The sequence below is a fragment of the Variovorax sp. PEI5 genome (genome assembly GCF_056679935.1).
In genome coordinates this window covers 1,970,378-1,985,959 of sequence record NZ_CM155257.1, presented here as the reverse complement: position 1 = coordinate 1,985,959, position 15,582 = coordinate 1,970,378, and the positions used below count along the sequence as shown (strand labels likewise).

Genomic DNA, 15,582 nt, shown 5'->3' with positions numbered 1-15,582 from the left:
AGATCTTTCGGTTCGACGGTGGAACGGACGCGCGCGCGGGCGTCATTCGGTGGTGCAGAAGGGGATCAGGCCCATCGCGGACTTCACGCCCTGGACGACCATGCGCTGGAACGCCTCCGCGCCCGGTCCGCTGAGGTCGGCGGCGAACGAATGCGTGTTGTGGCCAAGGGTGGACAGCCAGGCGCGGCCACCGTCGTAGTACTGGCACCAGGCCACCGGATGGAAGCCGGCATGCCCGGGATGCGGCGCCGCCGTCAGCGGGCGCAGGGTGTCGGTGTCGACCTTCGCCAGGAACTTGACGTTGGTCGGGAACGGCGTCAGGTTGTACCACTCGTCCTGGAAGTCGAAGCGCGCCGGCACGCCCTCGGTCGAGGCGTCCTTGCCCATGAGTTCGACCGTGCCCGCGCGGTTGGGCGCGTGGTTGTAGAAGTTGGCGTTGCCCAGCAGGCCCTCGTAGTAGGGCCAGTTGTATTCGGCGCCGAAGGCGTTGTGCAGCCCGACGAAGCCGCCGCCGCGCCGCATGTAGTTGCGCAATGCCGTGCGGGCGGCGTCGTTGCTGGTCGCCACCTCGCTGTTCCAGAGCGTGTCGCGGTTGGAACTGGCGAAGATGATGGCCTTGTAGTTGTTGATGCGGCTGCCCAGGACGGCCACGTCTTCGGTCCAGTCGACCGTGATGCCGGCGGCCTCCAGCATCCGCTTGAGCCCGGCCTGCATGGCGTTGTCGGGATTCATCACCGGATTGAGCCCGGGTCCCATCGGCGTGCCGAGGTTGGCGTGGCGCGGGCCGGCGGTGCGCGAATACACCAGCACCCGGTTCGGGGTGTTGGCGAACGCGCCCCATTCGTTGTAGCACTTCGGATCGGTGCCGCGGCAGACGTTGTAGTAGGTGTCGAAGCTCTTGTCGGTGACCGGCGTCGTCGTCGCGGGCGGCGTCGTCACGGGCGTGGTGGTGGCGGGCGGCGTCACCGCCGGCGAGGTCCCGGGCGTGGCGCTGGCGGTGTCGTCTCCTCCGCCTCCGCAGGCGGCGATCGCCAGCGCCAGGGCGCTGGTCGATGCGAGTCTCAGGACGAATGTGGGGGCGGGTTTCAAGGGAGTCTCCTTTGCGAATGGATGGCGCGCTCGTCGCAGGATCGGTGTCCCGCCAGCGACGACGGCCGCACGCTTCCTGCGTCTGGGCCGGAGGCGCCCGGCACCGGACTCGCCGGCGGCGGGGTGGATCGACCGGCCGCCATCCTAGCAATATGTGGAAAGAGTTTTCACTATGGAAATCCCTTCCAAAAAGATGCGCGAAAGTGTTCGTGATCCGGCGGGGCTGTGGTAGCCCCGGCCATCGTTCGCCGGCACACTCGGGTGTCCTCCACCCTGCCGTCCAGGCACTTCCCACGACGCTCGCCCCATGCAGGTCATCCTCGACTTCATCAACAACCTGCTGCAGCTGCTGCGTTTCCTGCTCTGAGCCGCAGGAGGGTGGGGGTCGGGCGGAACGGCCGGTGGGGCGCGGGGTGGCCCCGGCGCCGGCGCGACGCCAGCCCTCCCGGCCGGCGCGCGGCACGGGTCGGGGCCGGCCTGGCCCGGCCGGGCCTCAGGCCGTCGCGGCGGAGCGCGCCAGCTGCAGCGCCAGGCGGTTGTGGCGCTCCACCAGCGGGCCGAGGTCGACGGTCGCGAGCCGGCCCTCGCGCACCACCACGCGCCCGTGGACCACCGTGAACGCCGCCTGCGGGCTCGCGCACAGCAGCAGGCTGGCGACGGGGTCGTGCACCGCGCCGCCGGCGAAGCCGAGCGTGTCCAGGTCGAACAGCGCTAGGTCGGCGCACAGGCCGGGCTCGAGCCGGCCGATGTCGGCGCGGCCCAGCACCTCGGCGCCGCCGCGCGTGGCCAGGGCCAGCGCGTCGCGCGCCGTCATCTCGGCGGGGCCGTGGTCGCAGCCGAAGGGCTCCAGCGCGCGGCCCACGCGCGCCAGCAGCAGGGCCTGGCGCGCCTCGCCCACCATCTGCGCGCCGTCGTTGCTGGCGCTGCCGTCCACGCCCAGACCGACCGGCACGCCCGCGTCCAGCAGGCGGCGGATCGGCGCGATGCCCGAGGCCAGCCGCATGTTGCTGCACGGGCAGTGCGCGACGCCGGTGCGGGTGCGCGCGAACAGCGCGATGGCATCGGCATCGAGCTTCACGCAGTGCGCGTGCCAGACGTCGGGGCCGACCCAGCCGAGATCCTGCGCGTACTCGGCCGGCGTGCGGTTGAACTTCTCTCGGCTGTAGGCGACGTCGTGGTCGTTCTCCGCCAGGTGCGTGTGCAGCCGCACGCCCTGGCCCCTGAAGGAGCGCGCCAGCGCGGCCGATTCGCGCATCAGGTCGCGGCTGACGCTGAAGGGCGAGCAGGGCGCGACGGCGACCTGCGTCATGGCGCCGGGCGCGGCGTCGTGCCAGGTCTCGATCAGGCGGCGCGTGTCGCGCAGGATGTCCTCCTCGCGCTCCACCACGGCATCGGGGGGCAGGCCGCCCTGCGACCGGCCGACGCTCATGCTGCCGCGCGTGGCGACGAAGCGCATGCCGATCTCGCGCGCCGCCTCGATGCTGTCGTCCAGCCGCACGCCGTTGGGATAGATGTAGAGATGGTCGCTGCTGGTGGTGCAGCCCGACAGCAGCAGCTCGGCCATGGCGACCTGCGTCGACACCCGCACCATCTCCGGCGTCAGGCCGGCCCAGATCGGATAGAGCCCGCGCAGCCAGGAGAACAGCTCGGCGTCCTGCACCGCCGGGATGGCGCGCGTGAGCGACTGGTACATGTGGTGGTGCGTGTTGACCAGGCCCGGCACCACCAGGTGCCGGCTGGCGTCGATCACCTCGTCGGCCGTCGTCGGCAGCGCGGCCGCCGGACCGATGGCTTCGATGCGGTGGTCGCGGATCAGGATCGAGGCGTCGGCCAGTTCGGTGCGCGCGTCGTCGAAGGTCGCCAGGCGGCGGGCATTACGGATCAGGAGCGTGGGCATGACGCGAGAATAGGGGACTGGAGACAAGAAACCAATGACCTCGCAGCACCCGACACCCCCGACTTCCACCTGGTCCGCTGATGCCGCCGCGCCCTCCGACGCGCCACGCGACTTCCTCACCCACCTCTATCGCGTCGCCGTCGAGCGCGCGCTGCCCCTGGCCAGCCTGGGCGCGCACCTGCCGCCGCCGCCCAGGGGCCGCACCCTGGTGCTCGGCGCGGGCAAGGCCGGGGGCTCGATGGCGCAGGCGCTGGAGGCGCTGTGGCCGGCCGACGCGCCGCTGTCGGGCCTGGTGGTCACGCGCTATGGCCACATCCCGCCGCGCCCCGAGGGGCTGGCCGAGCGCATCGAGCTGGTCGAGGCCGCGCATCCGGTGCCCGATGCCGCCGGCATGGCCGCCGCCGAGCGCATCCTGGCCCTGACCGAGGGCCTGGGCGCCGACGACCTGGTGCTGTGCCTGATCTCCGGTGGCGGCTCGTCGCTGCTGACCCTGCCGGCCGAGGGCCTGACGCTCGCCGACAAGCAGCGCATCAACAAGGAACTGCTGGCCAGCGGCGCCCACATCGGCGAGATGAACTGCGTGCGCAAGCATCTCTCGCGCATCAAGGGCGGACGGCTGGCGGCGGCCTGCGCGCCCGCGCGGGTCGTCACGCTCACCATCAGCGACGTGCCGGGCGACGATCCGGCGGTCATCGCCAGCGGTCCGACCGTGCCCGACGCCAGCACCTGCGCCGATGCGCTGGCGATCCTCGAGCGCTATCGCATCGAGGTGCCGCCGGCCGTCCGCGCCCGGCTCGTGGATGGCACGCTGGAGACGCCCAAGCCCGGCGATGCCGTGTTCGCCGGCCACGAGACGCATGTCATCGCCGCGCCGCAGCAGTCGCTCGAGGCCGCCGCCGAGGCCGCGCGCGCCGCCGGTCTCGCCGCTCATGTGCTGAGCGACGAGATCGAGGGCGAATCGCGCGAGGTCGGCAAGGTGCTGGGCGCGCTGGCGCGCGCGGTGGCGCGGCGCGGCGCGCCCTTCGAGCGGCCCTGCGTGGTGCTCTCGGGCGGCGAGACCACCGTCACGATCCGGCCGCGCCAGCCCGGCCAGGCCCGGGGCCGGGGCGGGCGCGCGGGCGAGTTCTGCCTCGGGCTGGCCGGCGCGCTGGCCGGCCAGCCGGGCGTGTGGGCGCTGGCCGCCGACACCGACGGCATCGACGGCATCGAGGACAACGCCGGCGCCTTCGTCGCGCCCGACACGCTCGCGCGCGCCGAGGCCGCCGGCCGCAAGCTCGCCGACCACCTCGACCGCAACGACGCCTACGGCTACTTCGAGGCGATCGGCGATCTGCTGGTGACCGGCCCCACGCACACCAACGTCAACGACTTCCGCGCCCTGCTGCTGCTGTAGCCGCGCGGCAGCGGTCCGGCCGGTGGGCTGGTCGGCTGGTGGTCAGCTGCGCTTGGTAAGTTGGCGGCCATGAAAAAGCGCATCCCGTCCTTCCTGCGGCACGTCGGGCCCGGCGTCGTCACCGGCGCGGCCGACGACGATCCGTCGGGCATCGCCACCTACACGCAGGCCGGGGCGCAGTTCGGCTACGGGCTGCTGTGGACGGTGTTCCTGTCGCTGCCCTTCATGATCGCCATCCAGATGGTGTCGGCGCGCATCGGCCGCGTCACCGGCAAGGGCGTGGCGGCCAACCTGCGCGACCACATGCCGCGCTGGCTGCTGGTGGCGCTGGTCGGGCTGCTGGTGGTGGCCAACACCATCAACATCGCCGCCGACATCGCGGCGATGGGCGAGGCCCTGCAGCTCGTCGCCGGGGGCGGCCAGCACTTCCATTCACTGGTCTTCGGCGTGGTGACGGTGCTGCTGCAGGTGTTCGTGCCCTACCGGCGGCTCGCGCACGTGCTCAAGTGGCTGACGCTCACGCTGTTCGCCTATGTGGCGGCGGTCTTCACGGTGCAGGTGCCGTGGGGTCGGGTGCTGCACGACCTGGTGATGCCGCGGTTCCAGTGGAGCGGCGACTACTGGATGATGGTGGTGGCCCTGCTGGGCACCACGATCTCGCCCTACCTGTTCTTCTGGCAGGCCTCGCAGGAGGTCGAGGAACTGCGCCAGAAGGGCGGGGCGCGCGGCACCGATGCCCAGGTGCGCGGCGCCCTGCGGCGCGTCAAGATCGACACCTGGACCGGCATGATCTTCTCCAACCTCATCGCCTTCTTCGTGATGGTGGTGGGCGCGGCGGCGCTGTACGCGGCCGGCGTCCACGACGTCACCTCGGCGGCGCAGGCGGCCGAGGCGCTGCGTCCGCTGGCCGGCGACTTCGCCTTCTGGCTGTTCGCCGGCGGCATCATCGCCACCGGCCTGCTGGCCGTGCCGGTGCTGGCCTCGTCGGCCGCCTATGCCGTGGCCGAGGCCTTCGGCTGGACCGAGGGACTGGAGCACCGGTGGCGCGAGGCCAGGAAGTTCTACGCCATCATCGCCATCGCGACCCTGGCCGGCACGGCGCTGGACTTCACGCCGGTCGATCCGATGAAGGCGCTCTACTGGAGCGCGGTGGTCAATGGCGTCGTGGCCGTGCCGATCATGGCGGCCATGATGATGCTGGTCGCGCGCGAGAGCGTGATGGGGTCCTTCACGTCGAGCCGCCGCACACGCTGGCTCGGCTGGGGCGGCACCGCGCTGATGGGCGGCGCGGTCGCGATGATGCTGGTCGACCTGCTGCGCTGAGCGATGCCGGCCCGGCTCATTCGGCGAGATACCACTTCTGCAGCTGGGGATGGAAGACGAAGGCGTAGCGGACATTCATGCCCAGGGGCATGGGAGTCGGATGCAGCACGTTGGCGGAGTCGACGCGTCCCGGCCGCGAGGAGGTCGATTGCACGATCACGATGGCGTTCGGCGTTGCCGTGGGAGGCAGGACCACCGACTCGACCATGTCCTTGCGGTCGATGGACACGCGCGTCACCCGGGTCGTCGGGCTCGGCACGATCGTGACGGTGCGCAAGTCCTTGTAGTCCGTCGCGGCGGCGAGCCAGCGGCGCTCCCAGGCATCCCAGGTGAAGGTGATCGTGTCGCCCTTGTTGAGCGTCAGCGCCCGCATGGGGAGGTCGGTGTTGTCCGTCGCGAGGCTCGAGGACCAGGTCGCGTTCGGATGGAAGGTGATCGAGGCGCCACCCGCCGCCGAGGCAGGCAGCCTGAGCACGGGTGCCCAGTTGCCGTCCCAGGTCTGGAAGTCCACCGTCGGGTAGGTGCCGGGGATGTTGCCGCCGCCGATGGCGTTGGGCGTCAGGGTGATGGCCAAGGCCTGGGCGGCGCAGAGGCCGAGGAGGAGGCCGCTGGCGGCACGGATGATGGGGCGCAAGATATGTTTCTCCCTGATTGAAACTTGTAACGAGTTGCGATCATAGGAAGGGGGGGATGCGGCAAACTCTTAACAATTCAAACGTGTCGTCGACGCGATACGGGAGGCAGGATCCGAAAAAAAGTTGGATGCCCTGGCCCGACACTTGCTGCATGCGCGGCAGCGCACGCCGAACGTGCATACCGGTGCCTGCATACAGGCTATGGCCGCTGCCGTATGCGTGCGTGCCTCCATCACCCTTAAGTTCCAGCATTCCCCGTCCTGTCGCAGCAACCTCGAACGAACGTCTGGCACCACGATGACCCACTCAGCCGCCTCCACACAGCCGGTCCGCTTCTTCCACCAGGGGCGGATCGTCGAAGTCACGGATGTCCATCCGACCCGCTCGGTGCTCGACTGGCTGCGCGAGGATGCCCGCTGCACCGGCACCAAGGAGGGCTGCAACGAAGGCGATTGCGGCGCCTGCACGGTGGTGGTGGGCGAGCTCGCATCCGCGGATGCCATCGACGGCCGGGCCGCCGACGACGTGGTCGGCGGATTGCGGCTGCAGACGGTCAATGCCTGCATCCAGTTCCTGCCGACGCTCCATGGCAAGGCGCTATTCACCGTCGAGGACCTGAAGACGCAGACCGGCCGCACGGATGGCGTCGCGCGCTGCGATTCGCCGCACGAGAAGCATCCGGTGCGGCGGCTGCATCCGGTGCAGCAGGCGATGGTCGAGTGCCATGGCTCGCAATGCGGCTTCTGCACGCCGGGCTTCGTGATGTCGCTGTGGTCGACCTACGAGCGGCACCTGGATGCCGGCACGCGGCCCACGCGCCAGCAGCTCGCCGACGACCTGTCGGGCAACCTCTGCCGCTGCACCGGCTACCGCCCGATCCTCGATGCCGGCCAGCGCATGTTCGACCTGCCGGCCGCGCCCTATGCCGTCCAGCCGGCCGTGGCGGCGCTGACGCGCCTGCGGGCCGAGGACGAGGCGACGCGCGCGGCCGCCGGCGGGACGGGCTTGCGCTATGCGGCGGCGCGCCATGGCCGCGTCGACACCTTCCACGCCCCGGTCACGCTCGACGAACTGGCCGCGCTGCGCGAACGGCTGCCGGCCGCGCAGCTGCTGGCCGGTTCGACCGATGTCGGCCTGTGGGTCAACAAGCAGTTCCGCGACCTGGGCGACATCGTCTTCGTCGGCGGCGTCGAGGAACTCAAGATCATCGGTGAGCGCGGCACGGGCGCTTCGGCCGAGCTCCACATCGGCGCCGGCGCCTCGCTGGAGGAGGCCTGGCGCGCGCTGGTGCGGCGCGTGCCGTCGCTGGCCGACGTCTGGCTGCGCTTCGCCTCGCCACCGATCCGGCATGCCGGCACGCTGGGGGGCAACGTCGCCAACGGCTCGCCGATCGGCGACGCGCCGCCGGTGCTGATGGCGCTCGATGCCGAGGTCGAACTGCGGCGCGGCGCGCGCGTGCGGCGCCTGCGGCTCGACGAGTTCTATCTCGGCTACATGAAGAACCGGCTCGAGGCGGGCGAGTTCGTCCAGGCCATCGCCGTGCCGCTGGCGGCCCTGGAGCGCACCGTGCGGGCCTACAAGATCAGCAAGCGCTTCGACTGCGACATCTCGGCGCTGTGCGCGGGCTTCGCCATCGAGCTCGACGCCGATGGCGCGACGCCGGAGCCGGTGGTCAAGGCCGTGCGGCTGGCCTTCGGCGGCATGGCCGCGACGGTGAGCCGCGCCGCCCGTGCCGAGGCCGCCCTGGTCGGCCGGCCGTGGACGCGGGCGTCCGTGGTCGCCGCGCAGGCCGCGCTGGCCGAGGATTTCGAGCCGCTGTCGGACCTGCGGGCCTCCGCCGCCTATCGGCTGAAGGTGGCGCAGAACCTGCTGCAGCGACTGTGGCTGGAGACCCGCGCCGACGATCCGCTGCCGCCGTCCGCCACCAGCGTCTGGGATTCGATGCCGCACGCCTTGCCGGGCCTCGCCGCGTCGCCCGCCACCACCTCGGGGAGCCCGTCATGAACAAACCGGTCGATACCGCCTTCCTCCAGCCGGTCACCGCCTTCGCCGACTACCGGGCCAACACCGCCGCGCGCATAGACGAGGACGCCGAGGCGCGCGCGCGCGACGCCGGCATCCGGGTCGGCATCAGCCGGCCGCACGAGTCGGCCGCACTGCATGTCGCGGGCGAGGCGGCCTATGTCGACGACCTGCCCGAACTGGCCGGCACGCTGCATTGCGCGCTGGGCCTGGCGCCGGTGGCGGCCGGGCGCGTGACCGGGCTCGACCTCGACCTCATCCGGGCGCTGCCCGGCGTGGTCGACGTGCTGGCGGCCGACGACATCCCGGGAAGCAACGACTGCGGCTCGATCGTCCACGACGATCCGATCCTGTGCGCCGGCGACATCCGCTATCTCGGCCAGCCGGTGTTCGCCGTCGTCGCCCGCACGCGCGACGATGCCCGCCGCGCCGCCGCCCGGGCCCGGGACGTGATCGCGGTCGAGGCCGCGCCTCCGGTGCTGACGCCGCGCGAGGCCCATGCGCGCGGCGCGTACGTGGTGCCGCCGATGCACCTGGTGCGCAGCGCCAGCCTGGGCGATGCCGCCGACCACGGCGATCGCGCGCCGGGCGAGGCCGCCGTGCGCGCCGCCATCGCCGCCGCGCCGCATCGGCTCGAAGGCAGCTTCGACGTCGGTGGCCAGGAGCAGTTCTACCTGGAAGGACAGATCAGCTACGCCATCCCGAAGGAGGGCGGCGGCATGCACGTGCACTGCTCGACGCAGCATCCCACCGAGATGCAGCACCTGGTGGCCCACGCGCTGCACCTGCAGGCCAACGAGGTGCATGTCGAGTGCCGGCGCATGGGTGGCGGCTTCGGTGGCAAGGAGTCGCAGTCGGGCCTGTTCGCCTGCGTCGCGGCGGTGGCGGCGAGCCGGCTGCGCCGCCCGGTCAAGTTGCGGCTCGACCGCGACGACGACTTCCTGATCACCGGCCGGCGCCACTGCTTCTGGTACACCTACCAGGTCGGCCACGACGACGAGGGCCGCATCCTCGGCGCCGAGATCTCGATGGTCTCGCGCGCCGGCCACTCGGCCGATCTCTCCGGTCCGGTGATGACCCGGGCGCTGTGCCACTTCGACAATGCCTACTGGCTGCCGGAGGTGGCGATCCACGGCTACTCCGGCCGCACCCACACCCAGAGCAACACGGCGTTCCGCGGCTTCGGCGGCCCGCAGGGCGCGATCGCGGTCGAGAACATCCTCGATGGCGTGGCCCGCGCGCTGGGGCGCGATCCGCTCGACGTCCGGCGCATCAACTTCTACGGCCGCGACGAGCGCAACGTCACGCCCTATGCCCAGCCGGTCACCGACAACATCATCCACGAGCTGGTGGCCGAGCTGGAGTCGACCAGCGACTATCGCGCGCGCCGCGCCGCCATCGCCGACTTCAACGCCGCCAGTCCGGTGCTCAAGCGCGGCATCGCGCTGTCGCCGCTGAAGTTCGGCATCTCGTTCAACGTGCCGCACTTCAACCAGGCCGGCGCGCTGGTGCATGTCTACAACGACGGCTCGATCCTGGTGAACCATGGCGGCACCGAGATGGGTCAGGGCTTGAACACCAAGGTGGCGCAGGTGGTGGCGCACGAGCTGGGCGTGAGCTTCGAGAGCGTGCGCGTCACGGCCACCGACACCGCCAAGGTCGCCAACACCTCGGCCACGGCGGCCTCCACCGGCGCCGACCTCAACGGCAAGGCGGCGCAGGATGCCGCGCGCCAGGTGCGCGAGCGGCTCGCCGCCTGCGCCGCAGCGCGCCATGGCGGACTGGCCTCGGACGTGCGCTTCGCCAACGACAAGGTCGAGGTCAACGGCCGCACGCTGGGCTTCGGCACGCTGGTGGGCGAGGCCTACCTCGACCGCGTGCAGCTGTGGTCCGACGGCTTCTACGCCACGCCCGGACTGAGCTGGGACCGCGACACGCTCAAGGGCCGGCCGTTCTACTACTTCGCCTATGGCGCGGCGGTCAGCGAGGTGGTGGTGGACACGCTCACCGGCGAGTGGAAGCTGCTGCGCGCGGACATCCTGCAGGATGCCGGCCGCTCGCTCAATCCGGCGATCGACATCGGCCAGGTCGAGGGCGCCTTCATCCAGGGCATGGGCTGGCTCACCACCGAGGAGCTGGTCTGGCATCCGACGACCGGCAAGCTCGCCACGCACGCCCCCAGCACCTACAAGATCCCGACGGCCAACGACTGCCCGCCGGTGTTCAACGTGCGGCTGTTCGACCGGCCCAACGCGGAGGATTCGATCCACCGCAGCAAGGCCGTCGGCGAGCCGCCGCTGCTGCTGCCGTTCTCGGTCTTCTTCGCCATCCGCGATGCCGTCTCCGCCGCCGGCGGCCACCGCGCCGATCCGCCGCTGCGCGCCCCCGCCACCGCCGAGGCCATCCTCGACGCCATCGCGGCGGTGCAATGACGACGCGGCCGGTCGTCGGTGGCCACCCCGTGGCGTGAGCCCGCGCGGGTCGTGACAATGCGGGGATGGCCATGAGAGACCAGATTGCCTTCGACAAGATCGACCTGCACCTCATCCGCGTGCTGCACACGGTGCTGACCGAGCGCAGCGTCTCGCGCGCGGCGCTGCGCCTGGGCATGCATCAGCCGGCCGTCTCCGCCGCGCTCAAGCGGCTGCGCGAGCTCGCCGGCGATCCGCTGCTGGTGCGCTCCGGCGCCGGCATGGCGCCGACCGACGCGGCATTGCGCATGATCGAGCCGGCCGCCAGCATCCTGCGCTCGGCCGAGGCGCTGTTCTCCGACGCGCGCGGCTTCGAGCCGCAGACCACCGAGCATGTCTTCCGCATCGCCGCCAGCGACTACCTCGATCCATTGTTCCTGCCCCTGCTGGTGGCGCAGGTGAAGGCGCAGGCGCCGCGCTGCGCCATCGAGATCCAGGCCCTGTCGGCGGAGGCCAGCTATCACGCCAACCTGGCGATCGGCGACGTCGACGTGGTGGTGGGCAACTGGCAGAAGCCGCCCGACGATCTGCACATGGCGCGCCTGTTCGAGGACGAGGTGGTGTCGCTGGTGGCCCACGGGCATCCGGCGGCGCGGCGCGGCTGGACCGTGGCGCAGTGGCTCGACTCGGAGCACGTCGCGCCCACGCCCACGCATCCGGGGGCGCGCGGCATCATCGACCAGATGCTCGACGCGCAGCGGCTGGAGCGCCGCATCGCCGCGCGCTGCGCGCACTTCGGGCTGATCCCGGACATGGTGGCCGCGAGCCTGCTGGTGCTGACCACCGGGCGCCAGTACTGCGAGCGCTTCGCCAGCCGGCTGCCGGTGCGCATCGTCGCCTGCCCGGTCGAGTTCCCGCGCCTTGTCTACTACCAGCTGTGGCACGAGCGCACGCATGCCTCGGCCGCGGCGCGCTGGCTGCGCGAGCGCATCAAGGCGGTCGCCGCGTCGCTGCGCGCGGAGGCCCCGGACACCCCCATTCCAACAACGACGACAACGACGCCGGTCACCCCGGCCGCGGCACAGGCATGAGCACCACTCCCACGACCCCGATCCCGATGCCGGCCGCGAACCGGCTCCAGCTCGACCACATCACCAAGCGCTACCCGTCGGTGGTGGCCAACAGCGACGTCTCGCTGATCGTCCGCCCGGGCGAGACGCATGCCGTGCTGGGCGAGAACGGCGCCGGCAAGTCGACGCTGATGAAGATCATCTACGGCGCCGTCAAGCCCGACGAGGGCAGCGTCGGCTTCAACGGCCGCGCCGTCAACGTGCGCAATCCGCAGGAGGCGCGGGCGCTGGGCATCAGCATGGTGTTCCAGCACTTCAGCCTGTTCGACACCCTGACGGTGGCCGAGAACGTCTGGCTCGGCCTGGACAAGTCGCTGGCGCTGGCCGAGGTCACGCGCCGCATCGAGGCCAAGGCCGGCGAGTACGGCCTCGACATCGATCCGTCGCGCCCGGTGCACACGCTGTCGGTGGGCGAGATGCAGCGCGTGGAGATCATCCGCGCGCTGCTGACCGATCCGCAGCTGCTGATCCTCGACGAGCCGACCTCGGTGCTGACGCCGCAGGCCGTGGGGCGGCTGTTCGTGGTGCTCAAGAAGCTGGCCTCGCAGGGCTGCAGCATCCTCTACATCAGCCACAAGCTCCACGAGATCCGCGAGCTGTGCACCGCCTGCACCGTGCTGCGCGGCGGCAAGGTGACGGGCGTGTGCAACCCGCAGCAGGAGAGCAACGAATCGCTCTCGCGCCTGATGATCGGCGCCGAGCCGCCGCCGCTGGTGCACCGGCCCTCGAAGGCCGGCGCGGTGGCATTGCGCGTGGCCGGCCTGACGCTGGCGCGCGAGGACCAGTTCGGCGTCGACCTCGAGGGGATCTCGATGGACGTGCGCGCCGGCGAGGTGGTGGGCATCGCCGGGGTCTCGGGCAACGGCCAGAAGGAACTGCTCTATGCGCTCTCGGGCGAGGACACGCGCGCCGAGCCGGCCATGATCGAGGTCTTCGGCCAGCCGGCGGCGCGCCTGCGGCCACGGGCCCGGCGCGCGCTGGGCGTGCATTTCGTGCCGGAGGAGCGGCTCGGCCGCGGCGCCGTGCCCTCGCTGGGCCTGGCGCACAACCTGCTGCTCACGCGCGGCGACGCCATCGGCGCCGGTGGCTGGATCCGCACCGGCGCGCTGGCCGCGCAGGCCCGGGAGATCATCCGGCGCTTCAACGTCAAGGCCGGCGGACCCGACGCGGCGGCGCGCTCGCTGTCGGGCGGCAACCTGCAGAAGTTCATCGTCGGGCGCGAGATCGACGCCCGGCCCAGGCTGTTCATCGTCTCGCAGCCGACCTGGGGCGTCGACGTCGGCGCGGCGGCCCTGATCCGCAACGAGATCCTGGCCTTGCGCGACGCCGGCTGCGCGGTGCTGGTGGTGAGCGAGGAGCTCGACGAGCTGTTCGACCTCAGCGACCGGCTGCACGTGATCGCCAAGGGCCGGCTGTCGCCCTCGGTCGACCGCGCCGACGCCACCGTGCCGCGCATCGGCGAATGGATGAGCGGACTGTGGGACGCACCCGCCGCCACCCCGGCGGCAGCCGCTCGCCAGGAGGTGGCCCATGCTTAAGCTCGAACCCCGCCCGCAGCTCTCGCGCTTCTGGAGCTATGCCTCGCCGGTGCTGGCGCTGCTCGTCACGGTGGCCATCGGCACGGCGCTGTTCGCGCTGCTGGGCAAGGACCCGGTCAAGGGCCTGCTGGTGTTCTTCTGGGAGCCCATCAAGAGCGGCTACGCGCTGGGCGAGCTGATGGTCAAGGCGACGCCGCTGCTGATCATCGCGCTCGGGCTGGCGGTGTGCTTCCGCTCCAACATCTGGAACATCGGCGCCGAGGGCCAGTTCGTCTGCGGCGCCATCGCCGCCGGTGGCGTGGCGCTGCTGGCCGACAAGAGCACCGGGCCGTGGATCATCGCGGCGATCCTGCTGGCGGGCATCGCCGGGGGCATGGTCTGGGCCGGCATCGTCGCCTTCCTGCGCGACCGCTGCAACGCCAGCGAGATCCTGGTCAGCCTGATGCTGGTGTACGTGGCGACGCTGCTGCTGGGCTGGCTGGTCTACGGACCCTGGAAGGACCCGATGGGCTACAACTTCCCGCAGACCCGCACCTTCGATGCCGTGACGCAGATCCCGCGCCTGTTCAAGGGCTCGCGCGCCAGCATCGGTCTCCTGATCGCGCTGGCCGGGGCGGCGGCGCTGTGGGTGTTCCTGTTCCGCACGCGCGCCGGCTTCGCCCAGCAGGTCGGTGGCCTGGCGCCGGCGGCGGCGCGCTATGCCGGCTTCTCGGCGCGGCGCGCGGTGTGGGTCGCGCTGCTGACCTCGGGCGGCGCGGCCGGCCTGGCCGGCGCGCTGGAGGTCGCCGGACCGATCGGGCAGCTCACGCCCTACGTGCCGGCCGGCTATGGCTTCGCGGCCATCATCGTGGCCTTCGTCGGACGGCTGCATCCGGTGGGCATGATCTTCTCGGCCGTGCTGATGAGCATGTTCTACATCGGCGGCGAACTCGCGCAGTCGCGCCTGGGGCTGCCGAAGTCGCTGACCGGCGTGTTCCAGGGCCTGCTGCTGTTCTCGCTGCTGGCCTGCGACACCCTGATCGCCTATCGCCTGCGCCGCAAGGCGCCGGCCGCCGCGTCCGGCTCGAACACCGCCGCCGCCGCCAGTGCCGCCTCGCTGCAGGCCGCCACGCCCCTGACCGTGCCCGCCGCCGCCGGCACCGCCATCGCCGCCACCACCGCCACCCAAGGATCCGTCTGATGGACAACTACGCACTCCTCCTGGGCTCGTCGCTGGCCGCCGGCACGGTGCTCGCCCTCGCGGCGCTGGGCCTGCTGATCAACGAGAAGGCCGGCATCGTCAATCTCGGCGCCGAGGGCATGATGCTGTGCGCGGCCATCGCCGGCTTCGCCACGGTGTCGATCACGCACCAGCCCTGGCTGGGCTTCGTCGCCGGCATGGCCGCCGGCGCGGCGCTGGCGGCGATCTTCGGCGTGCTGGTGATCTGGCTCAACACCAACCAGTACGCCACCGGCCTGGCGCTGAGCCTGTTCGGGGTCGGCTTCTCGGCCTTCGTCGGCATCAACTTCGTGCAGGCCAAGCTGCCCGCGAGCGTGTCTTATGCGCTGCCGGTGCTGGGCGACCTGCCGCTGGTCGGGCCGGCGCTGTTCCGGCACCACCCGATGGTCTATGGCGCGGTGGCGCTGACGGCGGGACTGATCTGGTTCCTCTATCGCACGCGCGCCGGGCTGGTGCTGCGCTCGGTGGGCGAGTCGCCGGAGTCGTCGCACGCGCTGGGCTATCCGGTGCGGCGCATCCGCTTCCTGGCGGTGGTGGCCGGCGGCGCGCTGTGCGGGCTGTCGGGGGCCTACCTCTCGACGGTCTACACGCCGCTGTGGGTCGAGGGCATGACCGCCGGGCGCGGCTGGATCGCCCTGGCGCTCACCACCTTCGCCACCTGGCGGCCGGTGCGGGTGCTGCTGGGCGCCTATCTGTTCGGCGGCGTCTCGATGCTGGGCTTCCATCTGCAGAGCACCGGCGTCGACGTGCCGAGCCAGTTCCTGAGCATGCTGCAGTACATTGCCCCGATCGTGGTGCTGGCCCTGATCTCGCGCAACCCGGCGTTCATCCGCATCAACATGCCCGCATCGATCGGCAAGCCGTTCCATCCGGGCGCCTGAACCACGGTCCTGACCCGTCCATTCCGTTTCGTCTGTTTCCAACC

The 15,582-nt window shown here is 71.5% G+C and carries 11 protein-coding genes; 8 read left to right on the top strand and 3 right to left on the bottom strand.

Annotation, left to right across the window (positions count from 1 at the left end):
* Window positions 1-42: 42 nt before the first annotated feature.
* Window positions 43-1,089 carry a ThuA domain-containing protein gene (locus tag AC1MLT_RS09135; RefSeq protein ID WP_481031979.1) on the bottom strand — a complete coding sequence of 349 codons (1,047 nt, stop codon included), beginning with the start codon at window positions 1,087-1,089 and terminating at the stop codon, window positions 43-45.
* 493 nt (window positions 1,090-1,582) lie between these two features.
* Window positions 1,583-2,986, bottom strand: a complete 1,404-nt coding sequence (locus tag AC1MLT_RS09130) for an 8-oxoguanine deaminase (RefSeq protein ID WP_481031978.1) — start codon at window positions 2,984-2,986, stop codon at window positions 1,583-1,585.
* A 34-nt stretch (window positions 2,987-3,020) separates the two neighbouring features.
* On the opposite strand from AC1MLT_RS09130, the gene AC1MLT_RS09125 reads away from it, so the two are divergent.
* Together AC1MLT_RS09125 and AC1MLT_RS09120 are read left to right on the top strand one after the other, a co-directional pair.
* The gene (locus tag AC1MLT_RS09125) at window positions 3,021-4,379 is read left to right on the top strand and encodes a glycerate kinase type-2 family protein (protein ID WP_481031977.1); all 1,359 of its coding nucleotides are present in this window, start codon (window positions 3,021-3,023) and stop codon (window positions 4,377-4,379) included.
* Window positions 4,380-4,448: 69 nt separating this feature from the next.
* Window positions 4,449-5,702 carry an Nramp family divalent metal transporter gene (locus AC1MLT_RS09120; protein ID WP_481031976.1) on the top strand — a complete coding sequence of 418 codons (1,254 nt, stop codon included), beginning with the start codon at window positions 4,449-4,451 and terminating at the stop codon, window positions 5,700-5,702.
* Window positions 5,703-5,718: 16 nt separating this feature from the next.
* Here the strand turns inward: AC1MLT_RS09120 and AC1MLT_RS09115 are convergent, their stop codons facing one another.
* Complete coding sequence (locus tag AC1MLT_RS09115) at window positions 5,719-6,336, bottom strand: hypothetical protein (RefSeq protein ID WP_481031975.1); 618 nt, start codon at window positions 6,334-6,336, stop codon at window positions 5,719-5,721.
* Window positions 6,337-6,634: 298 nt separating this feature from the next.
* Between AC1MLT_RS09115 and xdhA the strand changes: the two genes are divergently transcribed.
* From xdhA to AC1MLT_RS09085, 6 genes are all read left to right on the top strand, one after another.
* Window positions 6,635-8,341 (top strand): xanthine dehydrogenase small subunit, encoded by a 1,707-nt coding sequence (xdhA, locus tag AC1MLT_RS09110; protein ID WP_481031974.1) that lies wholly within the window; start codon window positions 6,635-6,637, stop codon window positions 8,339-8,341.
* Entirely contained in the window at window positions 8,338-10,791 is a 2,454-nt protein-coding gene (xdhB, locus tag AC1MLT_RS09105) for a xanthine dehydrogenase molybdopterin binding subunit (RefSeq protein ID WP_481031973.1), read from the top strand. The genes xdhA and xdhB overlap by 4 nt, the downstream gene beginning before the upstream one ends.
* A 71-nt stretch (window positions 10,792-10,862) precedes the next feature.
* On the top strand, window positions 10,863-11,861 hold the full coding sequence (locus AC1MLT_RS09100) for a LysR family transcriptional regulator (protein ID WP_481031972.1): 999 nt from the start codon (window positions 10,863-10,865) through the stop codon (window positions 11,859-11,861).
* Window positions 11,858-13,438, top strand: a complete 1,581-nt coding sequence (locus tag AC1MLT_RS09095; RefSeq protein ID WP_481031971.1) for an ABC transporter ATP-binding protein — start codon at window positions 11,858-11,860, stop codon at window positions 13,436-13,438. Before AC1MLT_RS09100 ends, AC1MLT_RS09095 begins: the two co-directional genes overlap by 4 nt.
* On the top strand, window positions 13,431-14,618 hold the full coding sequence (locus tag AC1MLT_RS09090; protein ID WP_481031970.1) for an ABC transporter permease: 1,188 nt from the start codon (window positions 13,431-13,433) through the stop codon (window positions 14,616-14,618). Before AC1MLT_RS09095 ends, AC1MLT_RS09090 begins: the two co-directional genes overlap by 8 nt.
* The gene (locus tag AC1MLT_RS09085) at window positions 14,618-15,538 is read left to right on the top strand and encodes an ABC transporter permease (RefSeq protein ID WP_481031969.1); all 921 of its coding nucleotides are present in this window, start codon (window positions 14,618-14,620) and stop codon (window positions 15,536-15,538) included. Before AC1MLT_RS09090 ends, AC1MLT_RS09085 begins: the two co-directional genes overlap by 1 nt.
* The last annotated feature ends 44 nt before the right edge of the window (window positions 15,539-15,582 follow it).

Excerpts from the sequence above, each read along its gene's own strand:
- AC1MLT_RS09100 (WP_481031972.1), top strand. The coding sequence starts at position 10,863 with ATGAGAGACCAGATTGCCTTCGACAAGATCGACCTGCACCTCATCCGC.
- AC1MLT_RS09120 (WP_481031976.1), top strand. The coding sequence starts at position 4,449 with ATGAAAAAGCGCATCCCGTCCTTCCTGCGGCACGTCGGGCCCGGCGTC.
- AC1MLT_RS09125 (WP_481031977.1), top strand. The coding sequence starts at position 3,021 with ATGACCTCGCAGCACCCGACACCCCCGACTTCCACCTGGTCCGCTGAT.
- AC1MLT_RS09130 (WP_481031978.1), bottom strand. The coding sequence starts at position 2,986 with ATGCCCACGCTCCTGATCCGTAATGCCCGCCGCCTGGCGACCTTCGAC.
- AC1MLT_RS09095 (WP_481031971.1), top strand. The coding sequence starts at position 11,858 with ATGAGCACCACTCCCACGACCCCGATCCCGATGCCGGCCGCGAACCGG.
- xdhA (WP_481031974.1), top strand. The coding sequence starts at position 6,635 with ATGACCCACTCAGCCGCCTCCACACAGCCGGTCCGCTTCTTCCACCAG.
- AC1MLT_RS09085 (WP_481031969.1), top strand. The coding sequence starts at position 14,618 with ATGGACAACTACGCACTCCTCCTGGGCTCGTCGCTGGCCGCCGGCACG.
- AC1MLT_RS09090 (WP_481031970.1), top strand. The coding sequence starts at position 13,431 with ATGCTTAAGCTCGAACCCCGCCCGCAGCTCTCGCGCTTCTGGAGCTAT.
- xdhB (WP_481031973.1), top strand. The coding sequence starts at position 8,338 with ATGAACAAACCGGTCGATACCGCCTTCCTCCAGCCGGTCACCGCCTTC.